Annotated in this window: 14 protein-coding genes; 13 read left to right on the top strand and 1 reads right to left on the bottom strand. The window is 68.2% G+C overall.

The features are described from left to right. The first annotated feature begins 45 nt into the window (after window positions 1-45). Both AC1RRW_RS08320 and AC1RRW_RS08315 read left to right on the top strand, forming a co-directional pair. Window positions 46-270 carry a putative signal transducing protein gene (locus AC1RRW_RS08320; protein ID WP_492900237.1) on the top strand — a complete coding sequence of 75 codons (225 nt, stop codon included), beginning with the start codon at window positions 46-48 and terminating at the stop codon, window positions 268-270. Continuing rightward, window positions 263-1042, top strand: coding sequence for a tRNA1(Val) (adenine(37)-N6)-methyltransferase (locus tag AC1RRW_RS08315; protein WP_492900193.1), 780 nt, complete (start codon window positions 263-265; stop codon window positions 1040-1042). The genes AC1RRW_RS08320 and AC1RRW_RS08315 overlap by 8 nt, the downstream gene beginning before the upstream one ends. Window positions 1043-1047: 5 nt before the next feature. On the opposite strand, the gene AC1RRW_RS08310 is transcribed toward AC1RRW_RS08315, so the two are convergent. Beyond that, window positions 1048-1350 (bottom strand): hypothetical protein, encoded by a 303-nt coding sequence (locus AC1RRW_RS08310; RefSeq protein WP_492900192.1) that lies wholly within the window; start codon window positions 1348-1350, stop codon window positions 1048-1050. Between the two features lie 519 nt (window positions 1351-1869). On the opposite strand from AC1RRW_RS08310, the gene AC1RRW_RS08305 reads away from it, so the two are divergent. From AC1RRW_RS08305 to AC1RRW_RS08255, 11 genes are all read left to right on the top strand, one after another. Then, window positions 1870-2784, top strand: a complete 915-nt coding sequence (locus AC1RRW_RS08305) for a glycine--tRNA ligase subunit alpha (protein ID WP_492900236.1) — start codon at window positions 1870-1872, stop codon at window positions 2782-2784. Between the two features lie 86 nt (window positions 2785-2870). After that, on the top strand, window positions 2871-4037 hold the full coding sequence (locus AC1RRW_RS08300; RefSeq protein ID WP_492900191.1) for a Fic family protein: 1167 nt from the start codon (window positions 2871-2873) through the stop codon (window positions 4035-4037). After that, window positions 4037-6262, top strand: coding sequence for a glycine--tRNA ligase subunit beta (gene glyS / locus AC1RRW_RS08295; RefSeq protein WP_492900189.1), 2226 nt, complete (start codon window positions 4037-4039; stop codon window positions 6260-6262). Before AC1RRW_RS08300 ends, glyS begins: the two co-directional genes overlap by 1 nt. A gap of 329 nt (window positions 6263-6591) precedes the next feature. Beyond that, on the top strand, window positions 6592-6753 hold the full coding sequence (locus AC1RRW_RS08290; RefSeq protein WP_492900188.1) for a Thivi_2564 family membrane protein: 162 nt from the start codon (window positions 6592-6594) through the stop codon (window positions 6751-6753). A 218-nt stretch (window positions 6754-6971) separates the two neighbouring features. Further along, window positions 6972-8234, top strand: a complete 1263-nt coding sequence (locus tag AC1RRW_RS08285; protein WP_492900186.1) for a GTP cyclohydrolase II — start codon at window positions 6972-6974, stop codon at window positions 8232-8234. A gap of 211 nt (window positions 8235-8445) precedes the next feature. Beyond that, complete coding sequence (locus tag AC1RRW_RS08280) at window positions 8446-9663, top strand: URC4/urg3 family protein (protein WP_492900185.1); 1218 nt, start codon at window positions 8446-8448, stop codon at window positions 9661-9663. A 121-nt stretch (window positions 9664-9784) separates the two neighbouring features. Beyond that, window positions 9785-10456: a uracil phosphoribosyltransferase gene (upp, locus tag AC1RRW_RS08275; protein WP_492900184.1), complete on the top strand. Its 672-nt coding sequence runs from the start codon at window positions 9785-9787 to the stop codon at window positions 10454-10456. A gap of 42 nt (window positions 10457-10498) precedes the next feature. Continuing rightward, a complete protein-coding gene (locus AC1RRW_RS08270; protein ID WP_492900183.1) occupies window positions 10499-11161 on the top strand; it encodes a glutathione S-transferase family protein in 663 nt (220 codons plus the stop codon). Between the two features lie 312 nt (window positions 11162-11473). Next, window positions 11474-12391, top strand: a complete 918-nt coding sequence (locus AC1RRW_RS08265) for a DMT family transporter (RefSeq protein WP_492900235.1) — start codon at window positions 11474-11476, stop codon at window positions 12389-12391. A 158-nt stretch (window positions 12392-12549) separates the two neighbouring features. Then, on the top strand, window positions 12550-13578 hold the full coding sequence (locus tag AC1RRW_RS08260) for a LysR family transcriptional regulator (protein ID WP_492900182.1): 1029 nt from the start codon (window positions 12550-12552) through the stop codon (window positions 13576-13578). Beyond that, window positions 13575-14093 (top strand): tripartite tricarboxylate transporter TctB family protein, encoded by a 519-nt coding sequence (locus AC1RRW_RS08255; protein ID WP_492900181.1) that lies wholly within the window; start codon window positions 13575-13577, stop codon window positions 14091-14093. Before AC1RRW_RS08260 ends, AC1RRW_RS08255 begins: the two co-directional genes overlap by 4 nt. The last annotated feature ends 3 nt before the right edge of the window (window positions 14094-14096 follow it).

Below are 14096 nucleotides of genomic sequence, written 5' to 3'. Positions count from 1 at the left end.
AACGAGGGACTTGCGCGATTGGCCGGCCATGGGCTCCATGGCGTCATGCACGAACTCGTCCGCACCAACGATATCGTCCTGCTCGGCGCCATCGAGGCGCTTCTGGCCTCGGCCAATCTCGATTGCCTGGTCGCCGACCAGCATATCAGCGCGCTCGAAGGCATGATCGGGGCTTTCCCGCGCCGGCTCCTGGTGCGCGAGGCCGACCGCATGCGGGCGCGGGCCTTGCTGGTCGAGGCCGGGTTCGGGCCCGAACTGCGCGATGGCTGAACTCGCCCCTGCGCCAGCCCTCGGCGGGATCGGCGAGGACCGGATCCTCGACGGCCGGCTGACCCTGCTCCAGCCGAAAAAGGGCCATCGCGCCGGTTCCGACGCCGTGCTGCTGGCGGCGACCCTGCCCGAGCTCGGCGCCGGCCCGCTGCTCGATCTCGGCGCGGGCGTGGGCACGATCGGCCTCGCGGCGGCGCTGGCGCAACCGGCGCTGCGGGTCACGCTGCTGGAGCGCGATCCGGAGCTTGCCGCGCTCGCCGCCCGCAATATCGATGTGAACGGGTTTGGAGCGCGCGCGCGGGTGGTCGCGGCCGATCTCGGCGCGCCGGCCGCCGCGCTGCGGCAAGCCGGGCTGGCGACGGCGAGCTTCGCCTGCGTCGCGATGAACCCGCCCTTCTACGCGCCTGGAAAGGCGAGGCTGTCGCCGGTCCCCAACCGCCGCGCCGCCCATGTCGTCGAGACGCCGCTCGCGCTCTGGCTGCGGACGGCGCGCCGTCTGCTGATGCCGGGCGGCCGGCTCGCTCTGGTGCATCGTGCCGAGGCGCTGCCGGAGGTTCTCGCCGGGCTCGCGACCGGGTTCGGCGGCGTCGCGATCCGCCCCGTCCACGCCGCCGCCGACCTGCCGGCGATCCGCATCCTGGTCAGCGCCACGCTCGGCAGCAAAAAGCCGGCAGCGCTGCTGCCGGCTCTCGTTCTGCATCGGGCCGATGCCGGGATGACCGCCCTGAGCGAGGCGCTGCATCGCGGAACCGCGACGCTGCGCCCCGACTGAAGCGCTCACCAGTAGTAGCGCGGGCCGTAGAACGGGCGCGGGCCATAGAAGCGCGGCGGGCCGTAATAGCGGCGCGGCCCGTAATAGGGGCGGCCGTAGAAGCGCGGCGGCCCATAATAGCGGCGCGGCCCGTAATAGCGGCGCGGCCCGTAATAGTACTGCGCCTTCTCGACCAGATCGCCGGCCGCGCGCGTCTCCTGCGCGGTCTGGACCGTGCCGGCCGCGACCGGAGCGGCCGTGGCGGGCGCAAGCGACACGGCCCCGAGAGCGATGGCCGCCGCAAATCCGAGAATCAGCTTGCGAAGCATGAACCTGTTCCTTTCCTCACAGGGCGGCGGCGACCTCTGTCGCGCGCGTGACCGCCTTATTTAAGTCCAATGATAACTGTCGAACCTGAACGGCGTTCCACCGCGCCGTTCAGGCAGCTTTCAGGAAGCGGTCGCAATGCGGCCGAGTTTGGGCCTGTCGGCGGCAGGCCTCACAGGTCTGACTACCCAGCGATAGCCGGTCCAGATGCGCCGGTGGGCGACGAAGCGGCGCGGCCGGGGATGGGGCGGAGACGAGCGCCGCGCCCGCGAGCGCGATGGCGCCGAACAGACGTGGCTCTCCTGCTGCGACAGGCCGCCGATCCGTCTCGGGCGGTCGCCCCCGAGCGCCGCGGACCGTGCGGTCGAGGAGAAGGCTGTCGCGCTGCGAATGAACGAATGCTGCCCGCGCGATTGCGGCGCCAAACTTGACCTGCGCCCCCGCCAGCCTCTAGTCACGCCGCGATCCCAGACTCCGAAGGCTCCAGGCCCTTGCCCGCTCCCGCCTCTTCCTCCGCCGCGATGGACCCGACCCGCTCCTTCCAGGGTCTGCTGCTGACCTTGCAGCGCTTCTGGGCCGAGCGCGGCTGCGTCGTGCTGCAGCCCTACGACATGGAGGTCGGGGCCGGCACCTTCCACCCGGCGACGACCTTGCGCGCGCTCGGGCCGAAGCCCTGGAAGGCGGCCTATGTCCAGCCCTCGCGCCGGCCCAAGGACGGGCGCTACGGCGAGAACCCGAACCGGCTTCAGCATTACTACCAGTTCCAGGTGATCCTGAAGCCGTCTCCGCCCGATCTGCAGCAGCTCTATCTCGACTCGCTGGAGGCGATCGGCGTCGACCTCGCCCTGCACGATGTCCGCTTCGTCGAGGACGACTGGGAGAGCCCGACGCTCGGGGCCTGGGGGCTCGGCTGGGAATGCTGGTGCGACGGCATGGAGGTGAGCCAGTTCACCTATTTCCAGCAGGTCGCCGGCGTCGAATGCGCGCCGGTCGCGGGCGAGCTGACCTATGGGCTCGAGCGCCTGGCGATGTATGTCCAGGGCGTCGAGAACGTCTACGACCTCAACTTCAACGGCGGCGACGGCGCGGAGCGCATCTCCTATGGCGAGGTCTTCCTGCAGGCCGAGCAGGAGTTCTCGCGGCACAATTTCGAGCATGCGGACACGCAGATGCTGTTCCGCCACTTCACCGATGCCGAGGCCGAGTGCCGGGCGCTGCTGGCGGCGGGCGAGGCGGAAGAAGGCGCCAACGACGCCCGCCACACCCTGGCTCTGCCGGCCTACGACCAGTGCATCAAGGCGAGCCACATGTTCAACCTGCTCGACGCGCGCGGCGTGATCTCGGTGACCGAGCGCCAGAGCTACATCCTGCGGGTGCGCGAACTCTCGAAAGCCTGCGGCGCGGCCTGGCTCAGGACTGCGGGCGGCGGGGCGTGAGCAATTATACTCTCTGGCAATCTGCCATAGAGGGATTATAACAAACTGCCTATTTGTTATAATCCTTGGTCGAGCGATTGCACCAAATGAAAAAAGAGGACTTTGCGGCGACTCCGAGCGGCCGGCTTGTGCCGACCGATCGCTCGCAATGGGCATTCGTACCGCATTCCTTGCCGCCAGCCGGCCTCGATCTCGGCTCTCTGGCCGACAGGCTGGCAACCACTGCACAGCTTCTGGGGGAGTTGAACGGGATCGGGCGCACGTTGACCGATCCCTTGCTGCTGATCCGGCCGCTTCAGGTTCGTGAGGCGTTGACGTCTTCGAGCATGGAAGGAACCTATACGACGCTCGACGAGCTTCTGCTCGTTGACGCCGGAGGTCCGGAATCCGCTTCGGCCAGTGACGCTCGCGAGGTCGTCAATTATCGCCGGGCCTTGGCCAACGCCATCGAAAGTCTTGCAACGCTGCCGCTTTCGCTCCGTACGATGCGCGATGCCCATCGCACGCTGTTGCAAGGGGTAAAGCGTCATCGCGGCTCATCTGCGTTGGCCGGGGAGTTCAAGGCGCATCAGAACTTCATTGGCGCGCGCGAGATCGAGGCGGCCCGCTTCATTCCGCCGCCACCGGCCGACGCGCTCGGATGTTTGGGAGAACTGGAGAAGTACATTCACCTCGAGGATCGCGCCGGCATACCCGACCTCGTCGACGCGGCCTTGATCCATTATCAGTTCGAGACCATCCACCCTTTCGCCGACGGCAACGGGCGTGTCGGACGCATGTTGATCCCCCTTCATCTCTTCATGCGCGGCGTCTTGCGGGAGCCGATCCTCTACCTCAGCCCCAGCCTCGAACATCGCAAGGACGAGTATATCGACCGGATGTTCGCCGTTTCGCGCGAGGGCGCGTGGCTCGACTGGATCGATTTCTTCCTCAATGTCGTCTCGGACGCCTGCAGGAGCGCAATTATGGCGGCGGATGCGCTTATCGCCCTGCATAAGGACTATCGCAGGCGAGCTACCGGCGCTGGTCGATCATCGAACCTGCTGGCGATCATCGATCACCTTTTCAGGGTTCAGATCGTGACGATCCCTGCTGTGGCCAGTTTGCTCGGGGTGCAGTATCGCTCCGCGCAGTTGAACATTGAGGCGCTCGTATCGGTCGGCATCCTTTTCGAGATCGAAGACCTCTCGAATCCCAAATATTTCATCGCTCGCGAGATTCGCGACGTCATCAACAAGAGCCTGAACGCCTGATGCCCGATCTCCTGCTCGAGCTCTTCTCCGAGGAAATCCCCGCCCGCATGCAGCGCAAGGCGGCGGACGACCTGCGCAAGCTCGTCACCGACGCGCTGGTCGAGCGCGGGCTGGTCTACGAGGGCGCGAAGGCCTTCGCCACGCCGCGGCGGCTGGCGCTGCATGTCGCCGGCCTGCCCGTGCGCGGCCGCGATGTCCGCGAGGAGCGCAAGGGCCCACGCGTCGGCGCGCCGGACGCCGCCGTCCAGGGCTTCCTCAGGGCGGCGGGGCTTAGCTCCCTAGACCAGGCCACCATCGTCGGCGATCCGAAGAAGGGCGACAGCTACGTCGCCGTCGTCGAGAAGCCCGGCGTCGAGACTTCTCGCGCCATCGCCGAGATCGTGCCCGCTGTGATCCGCGCCTTCCCCTGGCCGAAATCGATGCGCTGGGGCAAGGCTTCGCGCGAGCCGGGCAGCCTGCGCTGGGTCCGCCCGCTGCACGCGATCCTGTGCACCTTCGGGGCCGAGACCGAGGAGCCTGAGGTGGTGCCGCTCAACGTCGACGGCATCCAATCCGGAAACCTCACCTATGGCCACCGCTTCCATGCGCCCGGCGCGACCGCCGTCAAGCGCTTCGACGATTATGTCGCCGCCCTGGAGAAGGCCCGCGTCGTGCTAGATGCCGACCGGCGCAAGGAGATCATCCTGGCGGACGCGCGCACGCTCGCCTTCGCGCGAGGACTGGAGCTGGTCGAGGACGAGGGGTTGCTGGAGGAGGTGGCGGGGCTGGTCGAGTGGCCGGTCGTGCTGATGGGATCGTTCGAGGAGCGCTTCCTGGAAATCCCGGCGGAGGCGATCCGCGCGACGATCCGGGCGAACCAGAAGTGCTTCGTCCTGCGCGATCCCGCGAGCGGCAGCCTCGCCAACCGCTTCCTGCTGACCTCGAACCTTCTCGCCAGCGACGGGGGGGCTGCGATCGTCGCCGGCAACGAGCGCGTGGTGCGCGCGCGGCTCTCGGACGCGGCCTATTTCTGGCGGACCGACAAGGGCAACCTGCCCGACCTCGACACGTTGAAGGAGAGCGCGGACAAGCTCGGGCTCGACCTGACGAAACCGCTCGACCAGCGCATGGCCAAGCTCGATAGGCTCGGCGTCGTCTTCCATGCCAGGCTCGGGACGCAGGGCGAGCGGGTGCAGCGCATCGCTGCGCTGGCGCGGGAGCTCGCGCCCATCGTCGGGGCCGATCCGGACTTCGCCGAGCGCGCCGCGAAACTCGCCAAGGCCGATCTGCCGACCGAGATGGTCGGCGAGTTCCCCGAGCTTCAGGGGCTGATGGGCCGCAAATACGCCGAGCTGCAGGGCGAGCATACGTCGGTCTCAGCCGCGATCGAGGAGCACTACAAGCCGCTCGGCCCCTCCGACCGCGTCCCGACCGATCCGGTCTCGGTGGCGGTCGCGCTCGCCGACAAGCTCGACACGCTGGTCGGCTTCTGGGCGATCGACGAGAAGCCGACCGGGAGCAAGGACCCGTTCGCGCTGCGCAGGGCGGCGCTGGGGGTTATTCGGCTGGTGGTTGAGAATGGACATGGTTTTTCACTCATGCCGCTGCTTGAGGCTCATGTGATGAGAGTTGAAGCTGGTCGCTCCGGTTTTTCAGGCCGCGCCAAGCGAGATTGGTCGGGGCGATTAGTAGACAAGGAGAACATCGACCTCCTCTCCTTCTTCCAGGACCGCCTGAAGGTCATGCTCCGCGACCAGGGCGCGCGGCATGATCTGGTCGATGCGGTGCTTGGGGAGGGCCGGTCTGCGTCCGACGACCTCCTCCTCGTCACCCGCCGCGTCGCGGCGCTCTCCAGCTTCCTCGACACGCAGGACGGCAGGAGCCTGCTCGCCGGCTACAAGCGCGCCGCCAACATCCTCAGGGCCGAGGAGAAGAAGGACGGCGAGGGCGTCTTCGCGGGCGCTCCGGACCTGCATCTCATCGCCGAGGCCGGGCTGATCGAGGAGAAGGCGCTCGCGGTCGCGCTCTCGCAGGCGACGCCGAAAGCCGCGAGCGCCGTCGCGGCCGAGGACTATGAGGGCGCGATGGCGGCGCTGGCAGAGCTGCGCCCGGCGGTCGACGCCTTCTTCGACAAGGTCACGGTCAACGATCCCAATCCGGGCCTGCGGGCGAACCGGCTGCGCCTGCTCAACCAGCTCCGCGAGGCGACGCGCGCGGTCGCGGATTTCGGGCGGATCGCAGGCTGAGTCCGATCCACGATCGGCATGAGGAACCCTTCTTCCGGGTGGGAGAAGGGCAGGGATGAGGGCCGCCGCTGCCTACAAGAGGTATGGCGAAGCCGTAGCGCTTTTTCGCTGAAAGGGCTGGCCCTCATCCGGCCCTCCGGGCCACCTTCTCCCATCCGGGAGAAGGATGGAGGCGGCGGTGCTTCCCGCGCCTTTGCCGGCGCGCATCCACCCCCACCGGAACCTATTCCCACCCCGCGACGTTTTCGACGCGGGGCTGATGTGCTTGCGAATGCGTCGCGGCGCGGGCCCCGGGGGGCCGGCTTCCGGCCGAGCATAAGGATTTAATCATGTCCCTTTTGATTTCGCTTCTCATTACCGTCCTCGTCATCGGTCTGGTTCTCTATCTCGTGCGCATGCTGCCGCTCGACGCGCAGATCAAGAACGTCGTCCAGATCATCGTCATCGTCATCGGCATCATTTCGCTGCTGCGCTATCTCGCCGTGTTCTGAGACAGTCCTCGCCGTCATGGTCGCCCTTGTGGCGCCCATCCATGTCCTGATCATTGGGCTCGACGCCGCAAGACGTGGATGGTCGGGACAAGCCCGACCATGACGGGAAGATGACCCGATTGACGGCGGGCCGGCACTCGTACACACTTCGCTAGGTCCAGAGGGCCCCGGACGGTTTTCCGTCGCGGGGCCCTTTCCTATTGCAGCGCGAGCCCGCGATGAATTCGCCGAACCGCACCACCCATACCCGCCTGACCTCGTATCCCGAGCCGGGCAGCGCCGCCGGCCGCTTCCCGATCCGCTGGGGCGCCGGCAGCGCGACCGAGCGCGGGCCGATCATCGCCTCGACCACGGTTCCCGGAGACCGCAACGTCATCGGCGCGCATGGCGGCTCCTATTCGGTCTACCGCGCGCTCGCGATCTCGGCCCGCGCCATGAACCCCTCGCAGCGCCCGGACCTGCGCAACACCCACCCGACCGCCGAGATCGCGCCGCAACCGTCATGGTTCGAGCCCGGAAGAATCGTCTCGCTCGATCCGTTCGGCCACAGCGTCGCGCAGGATTTCGGCCGGTGGATCGGCGAGGGCATCGACATCCGCCCGACCATCGCGGTGACCAAGGCGAGGCTCAATCTGCCCGAAATCCTCGCCGCCATGGCGGCGCACCGGCTCGCGGCCGACGACCACATCCTGCACAAATCCGGCGACATCAGCGTCACCAAGATCGCGATCGATCCGGTCTGGCATCTGCCCGGCATCGCCGAGCGCTTCGGCACGAGCGAGACCGAACTGCGCCGCACGCTGTTCGAGCAGACCGGCGGCATGTATCCCGAACTCGTCACGCGGCCGGACATGAAGGTGTTCCTGCCGCCGATCGGCTCGATCACGGCCTATGTCGTCGGCGAGGTCTCGGCGTTGTCGGACCGCAAGAGCAGCATTGCCTGCCGCGTCCATGACGAGTGCAACGGCTCCGACGTGTTCGGCTCCGACATCTGCACCTGCCGGCCCTATCTCGTCCACGGCATCGAGGAGGCCGTGAAGGAGGCCCAGGGCGGCGGCGTCGGGCTGATCGTCTACAACCGCAAGGAGGGCCGGGCGCTCGGCGAGGTCACGAAGTTCCTCGTCTACAACGCCCGCAAGCGCCAGGAGGGCGGCGATTCGGCCGCGACCTATTTCGAGCGCACCGAATGCGTCGCCGGCGTGCAGGACGCCCGCTTCCAGCAGCTCATGCCGGACGTGCTGCACTGGCTCGGCGTCACGAGGATCGACCGGCTGATGTCGATGTCGAACATGAAATACGACGCCATGGTCGAGAGCGGTATCGAGATCGGCGAGCGCGTCGCGATCCCGCCCGAGCTGATCCCGCCCGACGCCTCGGTCGAGATGGAGGCCAAGAAGGCGGCCGGCTATTACGCGCCCGACGGCGCGCCCGGCGACAACGCGCTCAAGGCGACCGTCGGCCGCGACCTCGACAAGTTCTGAGCGATGACGGCTACCGATATGTCGGCGACTTTTTCCTCTGTTCGGCACTGCGCGCGCTCCCTCCCCCCGCGTGCGGCGGGGAGGGCCGGGGCGGGGGGGAGAGTCCAGGACATCGCCTGCGTCGCCCGTCCAGTCTCGTCCTGCACGCCTCCCCATCCCCGACCCTTCCCCACCGCAAGCGGGGGGAAGGGGACTGCCGGCGACCCCTCTGATGCCTGATCGCAATCCCGAGGCCGTCCGCGCCTTGCTCAAGCCTGCCGCCGTCCGCGCCCGCGCTCAGGAGATGCTCGAACTCGGCCTTTCCGGCAAGCTGCTGCATTTCCATGTCGACGCGGCCAGGCTCGAGCCTTGCGCCGATTACGTGCTCGACACCATCCGGGCGAATTATCCGACGCTCGACATCCCCTTCCATGCGCGCTGGCGGCACTTCACCGTCGCCGGCGTCGACCGCTGGCGGGCGCTCGACGCGCGCGCCGGTTTCGCCGATGCCCGCGCGCGCGGCCGCGCCGCCTACGACCTCGCCATCGTCAGCGTGCTGCTCGACGCCGGCGCCGGGCCGGACTGGCGCTACCGCGATCCCGAGACCGGGCATCAGGTCGGCCGCTCCGAGGGGCTGGCGCTGGCCTCGCTCGACATGTTCGCGGCCGGCCTCTTCTCCAGCGATTCCGGCGCGCCGCTGCGGGCCGACGCCAACGCGCTGCGCCATCTCGATTCCGACGCGCTCGCCGCCGGCTTCCAGGCCGGGCCGGACAATCCCCTGCTGGCGGTCGAGGGCCGCGCGGCGCTGCTCAACCGCCTCGGCGAGGAGCTGGAGCGGCAGGGCCTGAACCGGCCGGGCGACCTGTTCGACCGGCTCGCGGGCGCGGCCGAGACCGGCTCGCTGCGCGCCGGGCACATCCTCGGCGAGGTGCTGAGCGTCTTCGGCGGCATCTGGCCGTCGCGGCTGACGATCGCGGGCATTCCGCTCGGCGACACCTGGCGCCATCCCCTGATCGCGCCAGGCGAGGTCACGGCCGGGCTCGTGCCCTTCCACAAGCTCTCGCAATGGCTGTCCTATTCGCTGATCGAGCCGCTGCAATGGGCCGGGATCGCGGTGGTCGAGATCGACGATCTCACCGGCCTGCCGGAATACCGCAATGGCGGGCTCTTCCTCGACGCGGGCGTGCTCGCGCTGAAAGACGAGGCGGAGGCCGGCCGCGCCCATGAGGCGGGCTCGACGCTGGTGGTGGAGTGGCGCGCGCTGACCGTCGCGCTGCTCGACGAGATCGGGACGCTGGTGCGAAAGCGACTTGGCCGCACGCGCGAGGAATTGCCGCTGGCGAAGGTGCTGGAGGGCGGCACCTGGGCCGCCGGCCGCCGGATCGCCGCGCAAAAGCGCACTGGGGGCGGCCCGCCCTTGACGATCGTCAGCGACGGCACGGTATTCTGACTGAGTTAGGCAACCCTCCGCCCTCATCCTGAGGAGCGGCCGCAGGCCGCGCCCCGAAGGATGCTCCAGAGTGCTGGATGGTCCTTCGGGACGCCGCTTTCGCGGCTCCTCGAAATGAGGGATGAGAGTGGCAAAAGGGGGAATCGAGCGAATGACCACGCAGCAGGACGGCGTCACCGTCGTCGACCATCCGCTCGTCCGGCACAAGCTGACGCTGATGCGCGAGAAGGACCGCTCGACCAAGAGCTTCCGCCAGCTCCTCAACGAGATCGGCATGCTGCTCTGCTACGAGGTGACGCGCGACCTGCCGATCGAGATGGTCGAGATCGAGACGCCTCTGACGAAGACGATGCAGCCGATCATCGCCGGCAAGAAGCTGGTCTTCGCGCCGATCCTGCGCGCCGGCGTCGGCTTCCTCGACGGCATGCTGGAGCTCGTGCCAGCCGCCCGCGTCGCCCATATCGGCCTCTACCGCGATCCGCACACGCTGCAGGCGGTGGAATACTACTTCAAGGCCCCCTCCGACGTCGCCGACCGCATGATCGTGGTGATGGACCCGATGCTGGCGACGGCGAATTCGGCGGTCGCCGCGATCGACCGGCTCAAGGAGCGCGGCGCCAGGGACCTGCGCTTCGTCTGCCTGCTGGCCGCGCCGGAAGGCATCGCCCGGCTGCGCGGCGCGCACCCGGAGGTCCGCATCTGGACGGCGGCGATCGACGAATGCCTGAACGACCACGGCTACATCGTGCCGGGCCTCGGCGACGCCGGCGATCGGATGTTCGGAACGCGGTAGACCGCGTAAAGCTCTCAAGCCCCCGCTATCAAAGGCAAAATCATGTCCCTGACGATCTACGGCTGCTACCGCTCGCGCGCCTCGCGCAACATCTGGCTCGCCAACGAGATGGGGCTGGCGTTCAAGCATGTCCCGGTGATCCAGGTCTATCGCGTGCCGGACCCGGACGCGCCGGGCGCGCCGATCCATACGCAGTCGCCGGAGTTCCTCGCGGTCAACGGCAAGGGCCAGATCCCGGCGATCGACGATGACGGCTTCCGGATGGCCGAATCGCTCGCGATCAACCTCTATCTCGCGCGCAAGCATGGCGGCCCGCTGGCTCCGGCCGATGTGCGGGAGGAGGGGCTGGCCGCGATGTGGTCGCTCTGGGCCGTCTCCAGCGTCGAGAGCCACGCGCTCGACATCCAGTACCACATGGCGGCCTATCCGCCGGAGAAGCGCGATCCGGCGCTGGTCGAGGCCGCCTTGGCGGCGCTGCCGCGCCAGTTCGCGATGCTCGACAAGGCGCTGGCCGAGGGCGGCGGCTTCGTCATGGGCGGGCGCTTCACCGTCGCCGATATCAACGTCGCCGAGGTCTTCCGCTATGCGAAGCCGGCGACGCAGCTCTTCGACGCGGCGCCGCATGTGAAGGCCTGGCTCGATGCCTGCCACGCCCGCCCCGCCTTCAGGACGATGTGGGCCGCGCGCGAGGCGGAAGCCGCCTGAGCGCTCCGAGCAGTCCTTCAGCCTCATCCTGGGAGCCTGGCCGATCATAGGGTCACGGATTTCGTCAAGTGGCGTCGTGCGAAAAGCGCGTGGTCGTCCCGGGCGACCGAAGGGAGACCCGGGAGCCATTCCGAAACCTCCCGGAATGCCGTTCTGGAATGGGTCCCGGGTCCGCGCCGCGCTTCGCCCGGGACGACGGCGGACGCGGGCCGTGGTTTTGTCGAACCTCCCGGAAACCGGGTGGGCTGCGCCGGCATCGATCCTCTACTGACGTGGACTGACGCTGCAGCCGGGGCGCCATCCGCGATGACCATGCCGACGCCCTCCTCGCCGCCGCGGATGTCCGCCTTCGACTGGCTCCTGCTCACCGCGCTGTCGGTGCTCTGGGGCGGCTCGTTCTTCTTCAACAAGCTCGCCCTGGCGCAGTGGCCGCCTCTGCCCGTGCTCGTCGTGCGGGTGGGCCTGGCCGCGCTCGCCTTGCTTTTGATCGTCCGGCTGGCCAGGCTCTCCATGGCGGTGGGCCGGCGCATCTGGCTCGCCTTCTTCGGCATGGGCATCCTCAACAACGTCATTCCGTTCAGCCTGTTTCTCTGGGGCCAGCAGCAGATCGCGAGCGGGCTCGCCTCGATCCTGAACGCGATGACGCCGATCTTCGCCGTCATGGTGATGCACGCCTTCGGCGGCGAGCGGGCGACGGGGCGCAAGATCGCCGGCGTCGCGGCCGGCTTCGTCGGCGTCGCGATCCTGATCGGGCCGGATGCGCTCGCCGGCCTCGGCCTCAATTTGATGGCCCAGTTCGCCTGCGTCGCGGCGACGGTGTCCTATGCGTTTTCGGGCCTGTACGGCCGGCGCTTCCGCGAACTGCCGCCGCTCGTCACCGCCGCCGGCCAGCTCAGCGCCTCGACGCTGATGACGCTGCCGGTCGTGCTCCTGGCGCAACCGCCCTGGACCCTGCCGGTCCCGACAGGCCAGACGGTGTTCGCGCTGGTCGGCCTCGCGCTGATCTCGACCGCGTTGGCCTATGTGATCTTTTTCAGGATCATGCGCTCGGCCGGCCCGAGCAACGTCATGCTGGTGACCTTCCTGATCCCGGTCAGCGCCATCATGCTCGGAGTCGGCCTGCTCGGCGAGGGGCTGCTGCCGCGCCATTTCGCCGGCATGGCCGCGATCTTCGCGGGGCTCGCGCTGATCGATGGGCGGGTTCTCCGCCGAAGACCGCCCGAAAGCTGAGCCGACTTTTGCGCGGGGCCGGGCTCAAGGCTTTATTGCCAATAAATTATGAATTGCTCTAGGGTCGATTCTGCGGCGGCAGCCGTTAGAGGCATAACGACAACGACTGGAAGATATCGGAAAAAACGATACGCCAGAAGGGGAGCGACACGACAGCCATGGATGTTCGGCAACTGCGATGTTTCATCGCGGTGGCGGAGGAACTGCATTTCGGCCATGCGGCCGAACGGCTGGGCCTCGCGCCGCCAGCCCTGTCTCGACAGATCAGCGCGCTCGAGGACGAACTCGGCGTCGCCCTGTTCACGCGCACGACGCGGCAGGTCGCGCTGACGCGCGCCGGGCTGATCATGCTGGAGGAGGCCAAGGCCATCCTGCTGCGCATGGAGCATGCCTCGCGCGCCGTGCGACAGGCCTCGCTCGCTTCCGGAAAGGTGCTTCGCATCGGCGCGATCGACGCCGCCTCGTCGAGCTTCGTGCCCGGGGCGCTGGCGAGTTTCCGGCAGCGCTTCCCCAAGGTCGAGATCAAGTTCGTCGAGGCGATGACGGCTGCGCTCGTCCAGATGCTGGAGGCCGGCAAGCTCGACCTCGCGCTGACCCGTCCGCCGCGCAAGCCGACCGATTGCGCCTTCGAGGTGCTGCGGGTCGAGCGGCCGATCGTGGTGCTGAACGAGACGCATCCGCTCGCCGCGCGCGAATACCTCACCATGCTCGATCTCGTCGGCGAGCCCTTCGTCGTGCCCTCCAAGCGCATCAGGCCCTTCGCCTACGACCTCGTCATGGCCTATTTCGAGAGCGTCGGCGCGGTGCCAAACGTCACCATCGAGGCGACGGAGAAGCCGGCCATGATGTCGGCGGTCGCAGCCGGCCTCGGCATGGCTCTCGCCCCCGACTGGGTGTCCCGCCTCAGCTTTCCCGGCGTCACCATGCGCCGCCTGCGCGGCGCGCTGCTCGATCCGCCGCCCGCCGGCGCGCTGGTCGGCATCGCCTGGCGGCCGCAGCAGAAGCTTAGCCCCCGCGACGACTTCCTCGCCATCCTGCGCGAGAGCGTCACGCTCATGGACGAGCGGCAGGTTCTGCCGTTTGCGCCAACACCGCCCAAGCCGACGCCCAGGTCGGCTCCCAGATCGTCGCCTACACCGAAACGTGCCGTCCGCGTCGCCGGATTGCAGCCCGGAGGATCCCCATGAACACAAACAGGATACAAGCGGCGCGCGGATTGCGGATCCGCTCGACACAGGATCTGGCGGCCGGTCTGTTCATGATCCTGCTCGCGGCCCTGGCCTTCTTCCTCGCCAGCGACCTTCCGCTCGGCACGCTGCGCCAGATCGGGCCCGGCATGCTGCCGAAGGCCTTCGCCGCGATCTGCGCCGGGCTGGGCGTGATGCTGGCCATTACCTCGATGAGCTATGAGGGAGAAAAGCTGTCGGGCTGGTCCTGGCGCGGCGTCATCTTCGTCCTCGGCGGCGCGGTGCTGTTCGGCCTCACGATCCGCGGCTTCGATCTCGGCCCGCTCAAGGTGCCGCAGCTCGGTCTCGTCGTCTCCGGTCCGATCGTCGTGCTCGTCTCCGGCATGGCCGCCGAGGACCGCAGCTGGAAGGAGCTGATCATCTTCGCGATCGCGATGACGGCATTCTGCGCGCTGCTGTTCAAATACGCGCTGGGTCTGCCGATCCCGCTCGCGCCCTGGCTGCTGGGGATCTGAGAC

The organism is Allobosea sp. GW821-FHT12C12, assembly GCF_058807355.1.
This window is presented reverse-complemented; position numbering and strand designations above follow the sequence as displayed.

Bases quoted from the DNA above. Each gene is read 5' to 3' on its own strand.
- AC1RRW_RS08320 (WP_492900237.1), top strand. From the start codon at position 46: ATGCACGAACTCGTCCGCACCAACGATATCGTCCTGCTCGGCGCCATC.
- AC1RRW_RS08315 (WP_492900193.1), top strand. From the start codon at position 263: ATGGCTGAACTCGCCCCTGCGCCAGCCCTCGGCGGGATCGGCGAGGAC.
- AC1RRW_RS08310 (WP_492900192.1), bottom strand. From the start codon at position 1,350: ATGCTTCGCAAGCTGATTCTCGGATTTGCGGCGGCCATCGCTCTCGGG.
- AC1RRW_RS08305 (WP_492900236.1), top strand. From the start codon at position 1,870: ATGGACCCGACCCGCTCCTTCCAGGGTCTGCTGCTGACCTTGCAGCGC.
- AC1RRW_RS08300 (WP_492900191.1), top strand. From the start codon at position 2,871: ATGAAAAAAGAGGACTTTGCGGCGACTCCGAGCGGCCGGCTTGTGCCG.
- glyS (WP_492900189.1), top strand. From the start codon at position 4,037: ATGCCCGATCTCCTGCTCGAGCTCTTCTCCGAGGAAATCCCCGCCCGC.
- AC1RRW_RS08290 (WP_492900188.1), top strand. From the start codon at position 6,592: ATGTCCCTTTTGATTTCGCTTCTCATTACCGTCCTCGTCATCGGTCTG.
- AC1RRW_RS08285 (WP_492900186.1), top strand. From the start codon at position 6,972: ATGAATTCGCCGAACCGCACCACCCATACCCGCCTGACCTCGTATCCC.
- AC1RRW_RS08280 (WP_492900185.1), top strand. From the start codon at position 8,446: ATGCCTGATCGCAATCCCGAGGCCGTCCGCGCCTTGCTCAAGCCTGCC.
- upp (WP_492900184.1), top strand. From the start codon at position 9,785: ATGAGAGTGGCAAAAGGGGGAATCGAGCGAATGACCACGCAGCAGGAC.
- AC1RRW_RS08270 (WP_492900183.1), top strand. From the start codon at position 10,499: ATGTCCCTGACGATCTACGGCTGCTACCGCTCGCGCGCCTCGCGCAAC.
- AC1RRW_RS08265 (WP_492900235.1), top strand. From the start codon at position 11,474: ATGCCGACGCCCTCCTCGCCGCCGCGGATGTCCGCCTTCGACTGGCTC.
- AC1RRW_RS08260 (WP_492900182.1), top strand. From the start codon at position 12,550: ATGGATGTTCGGCAACTGCGATGTTTCATCGCGGTGGCGGAGGAACTG.
- AC1RRW_RS08255 (WP_492900181.1), top strand. From the start codon at position 13,575: ATGAACACAAACAGGATACAAGCGGCGCGCGGATTGCGGATCCGCTCG.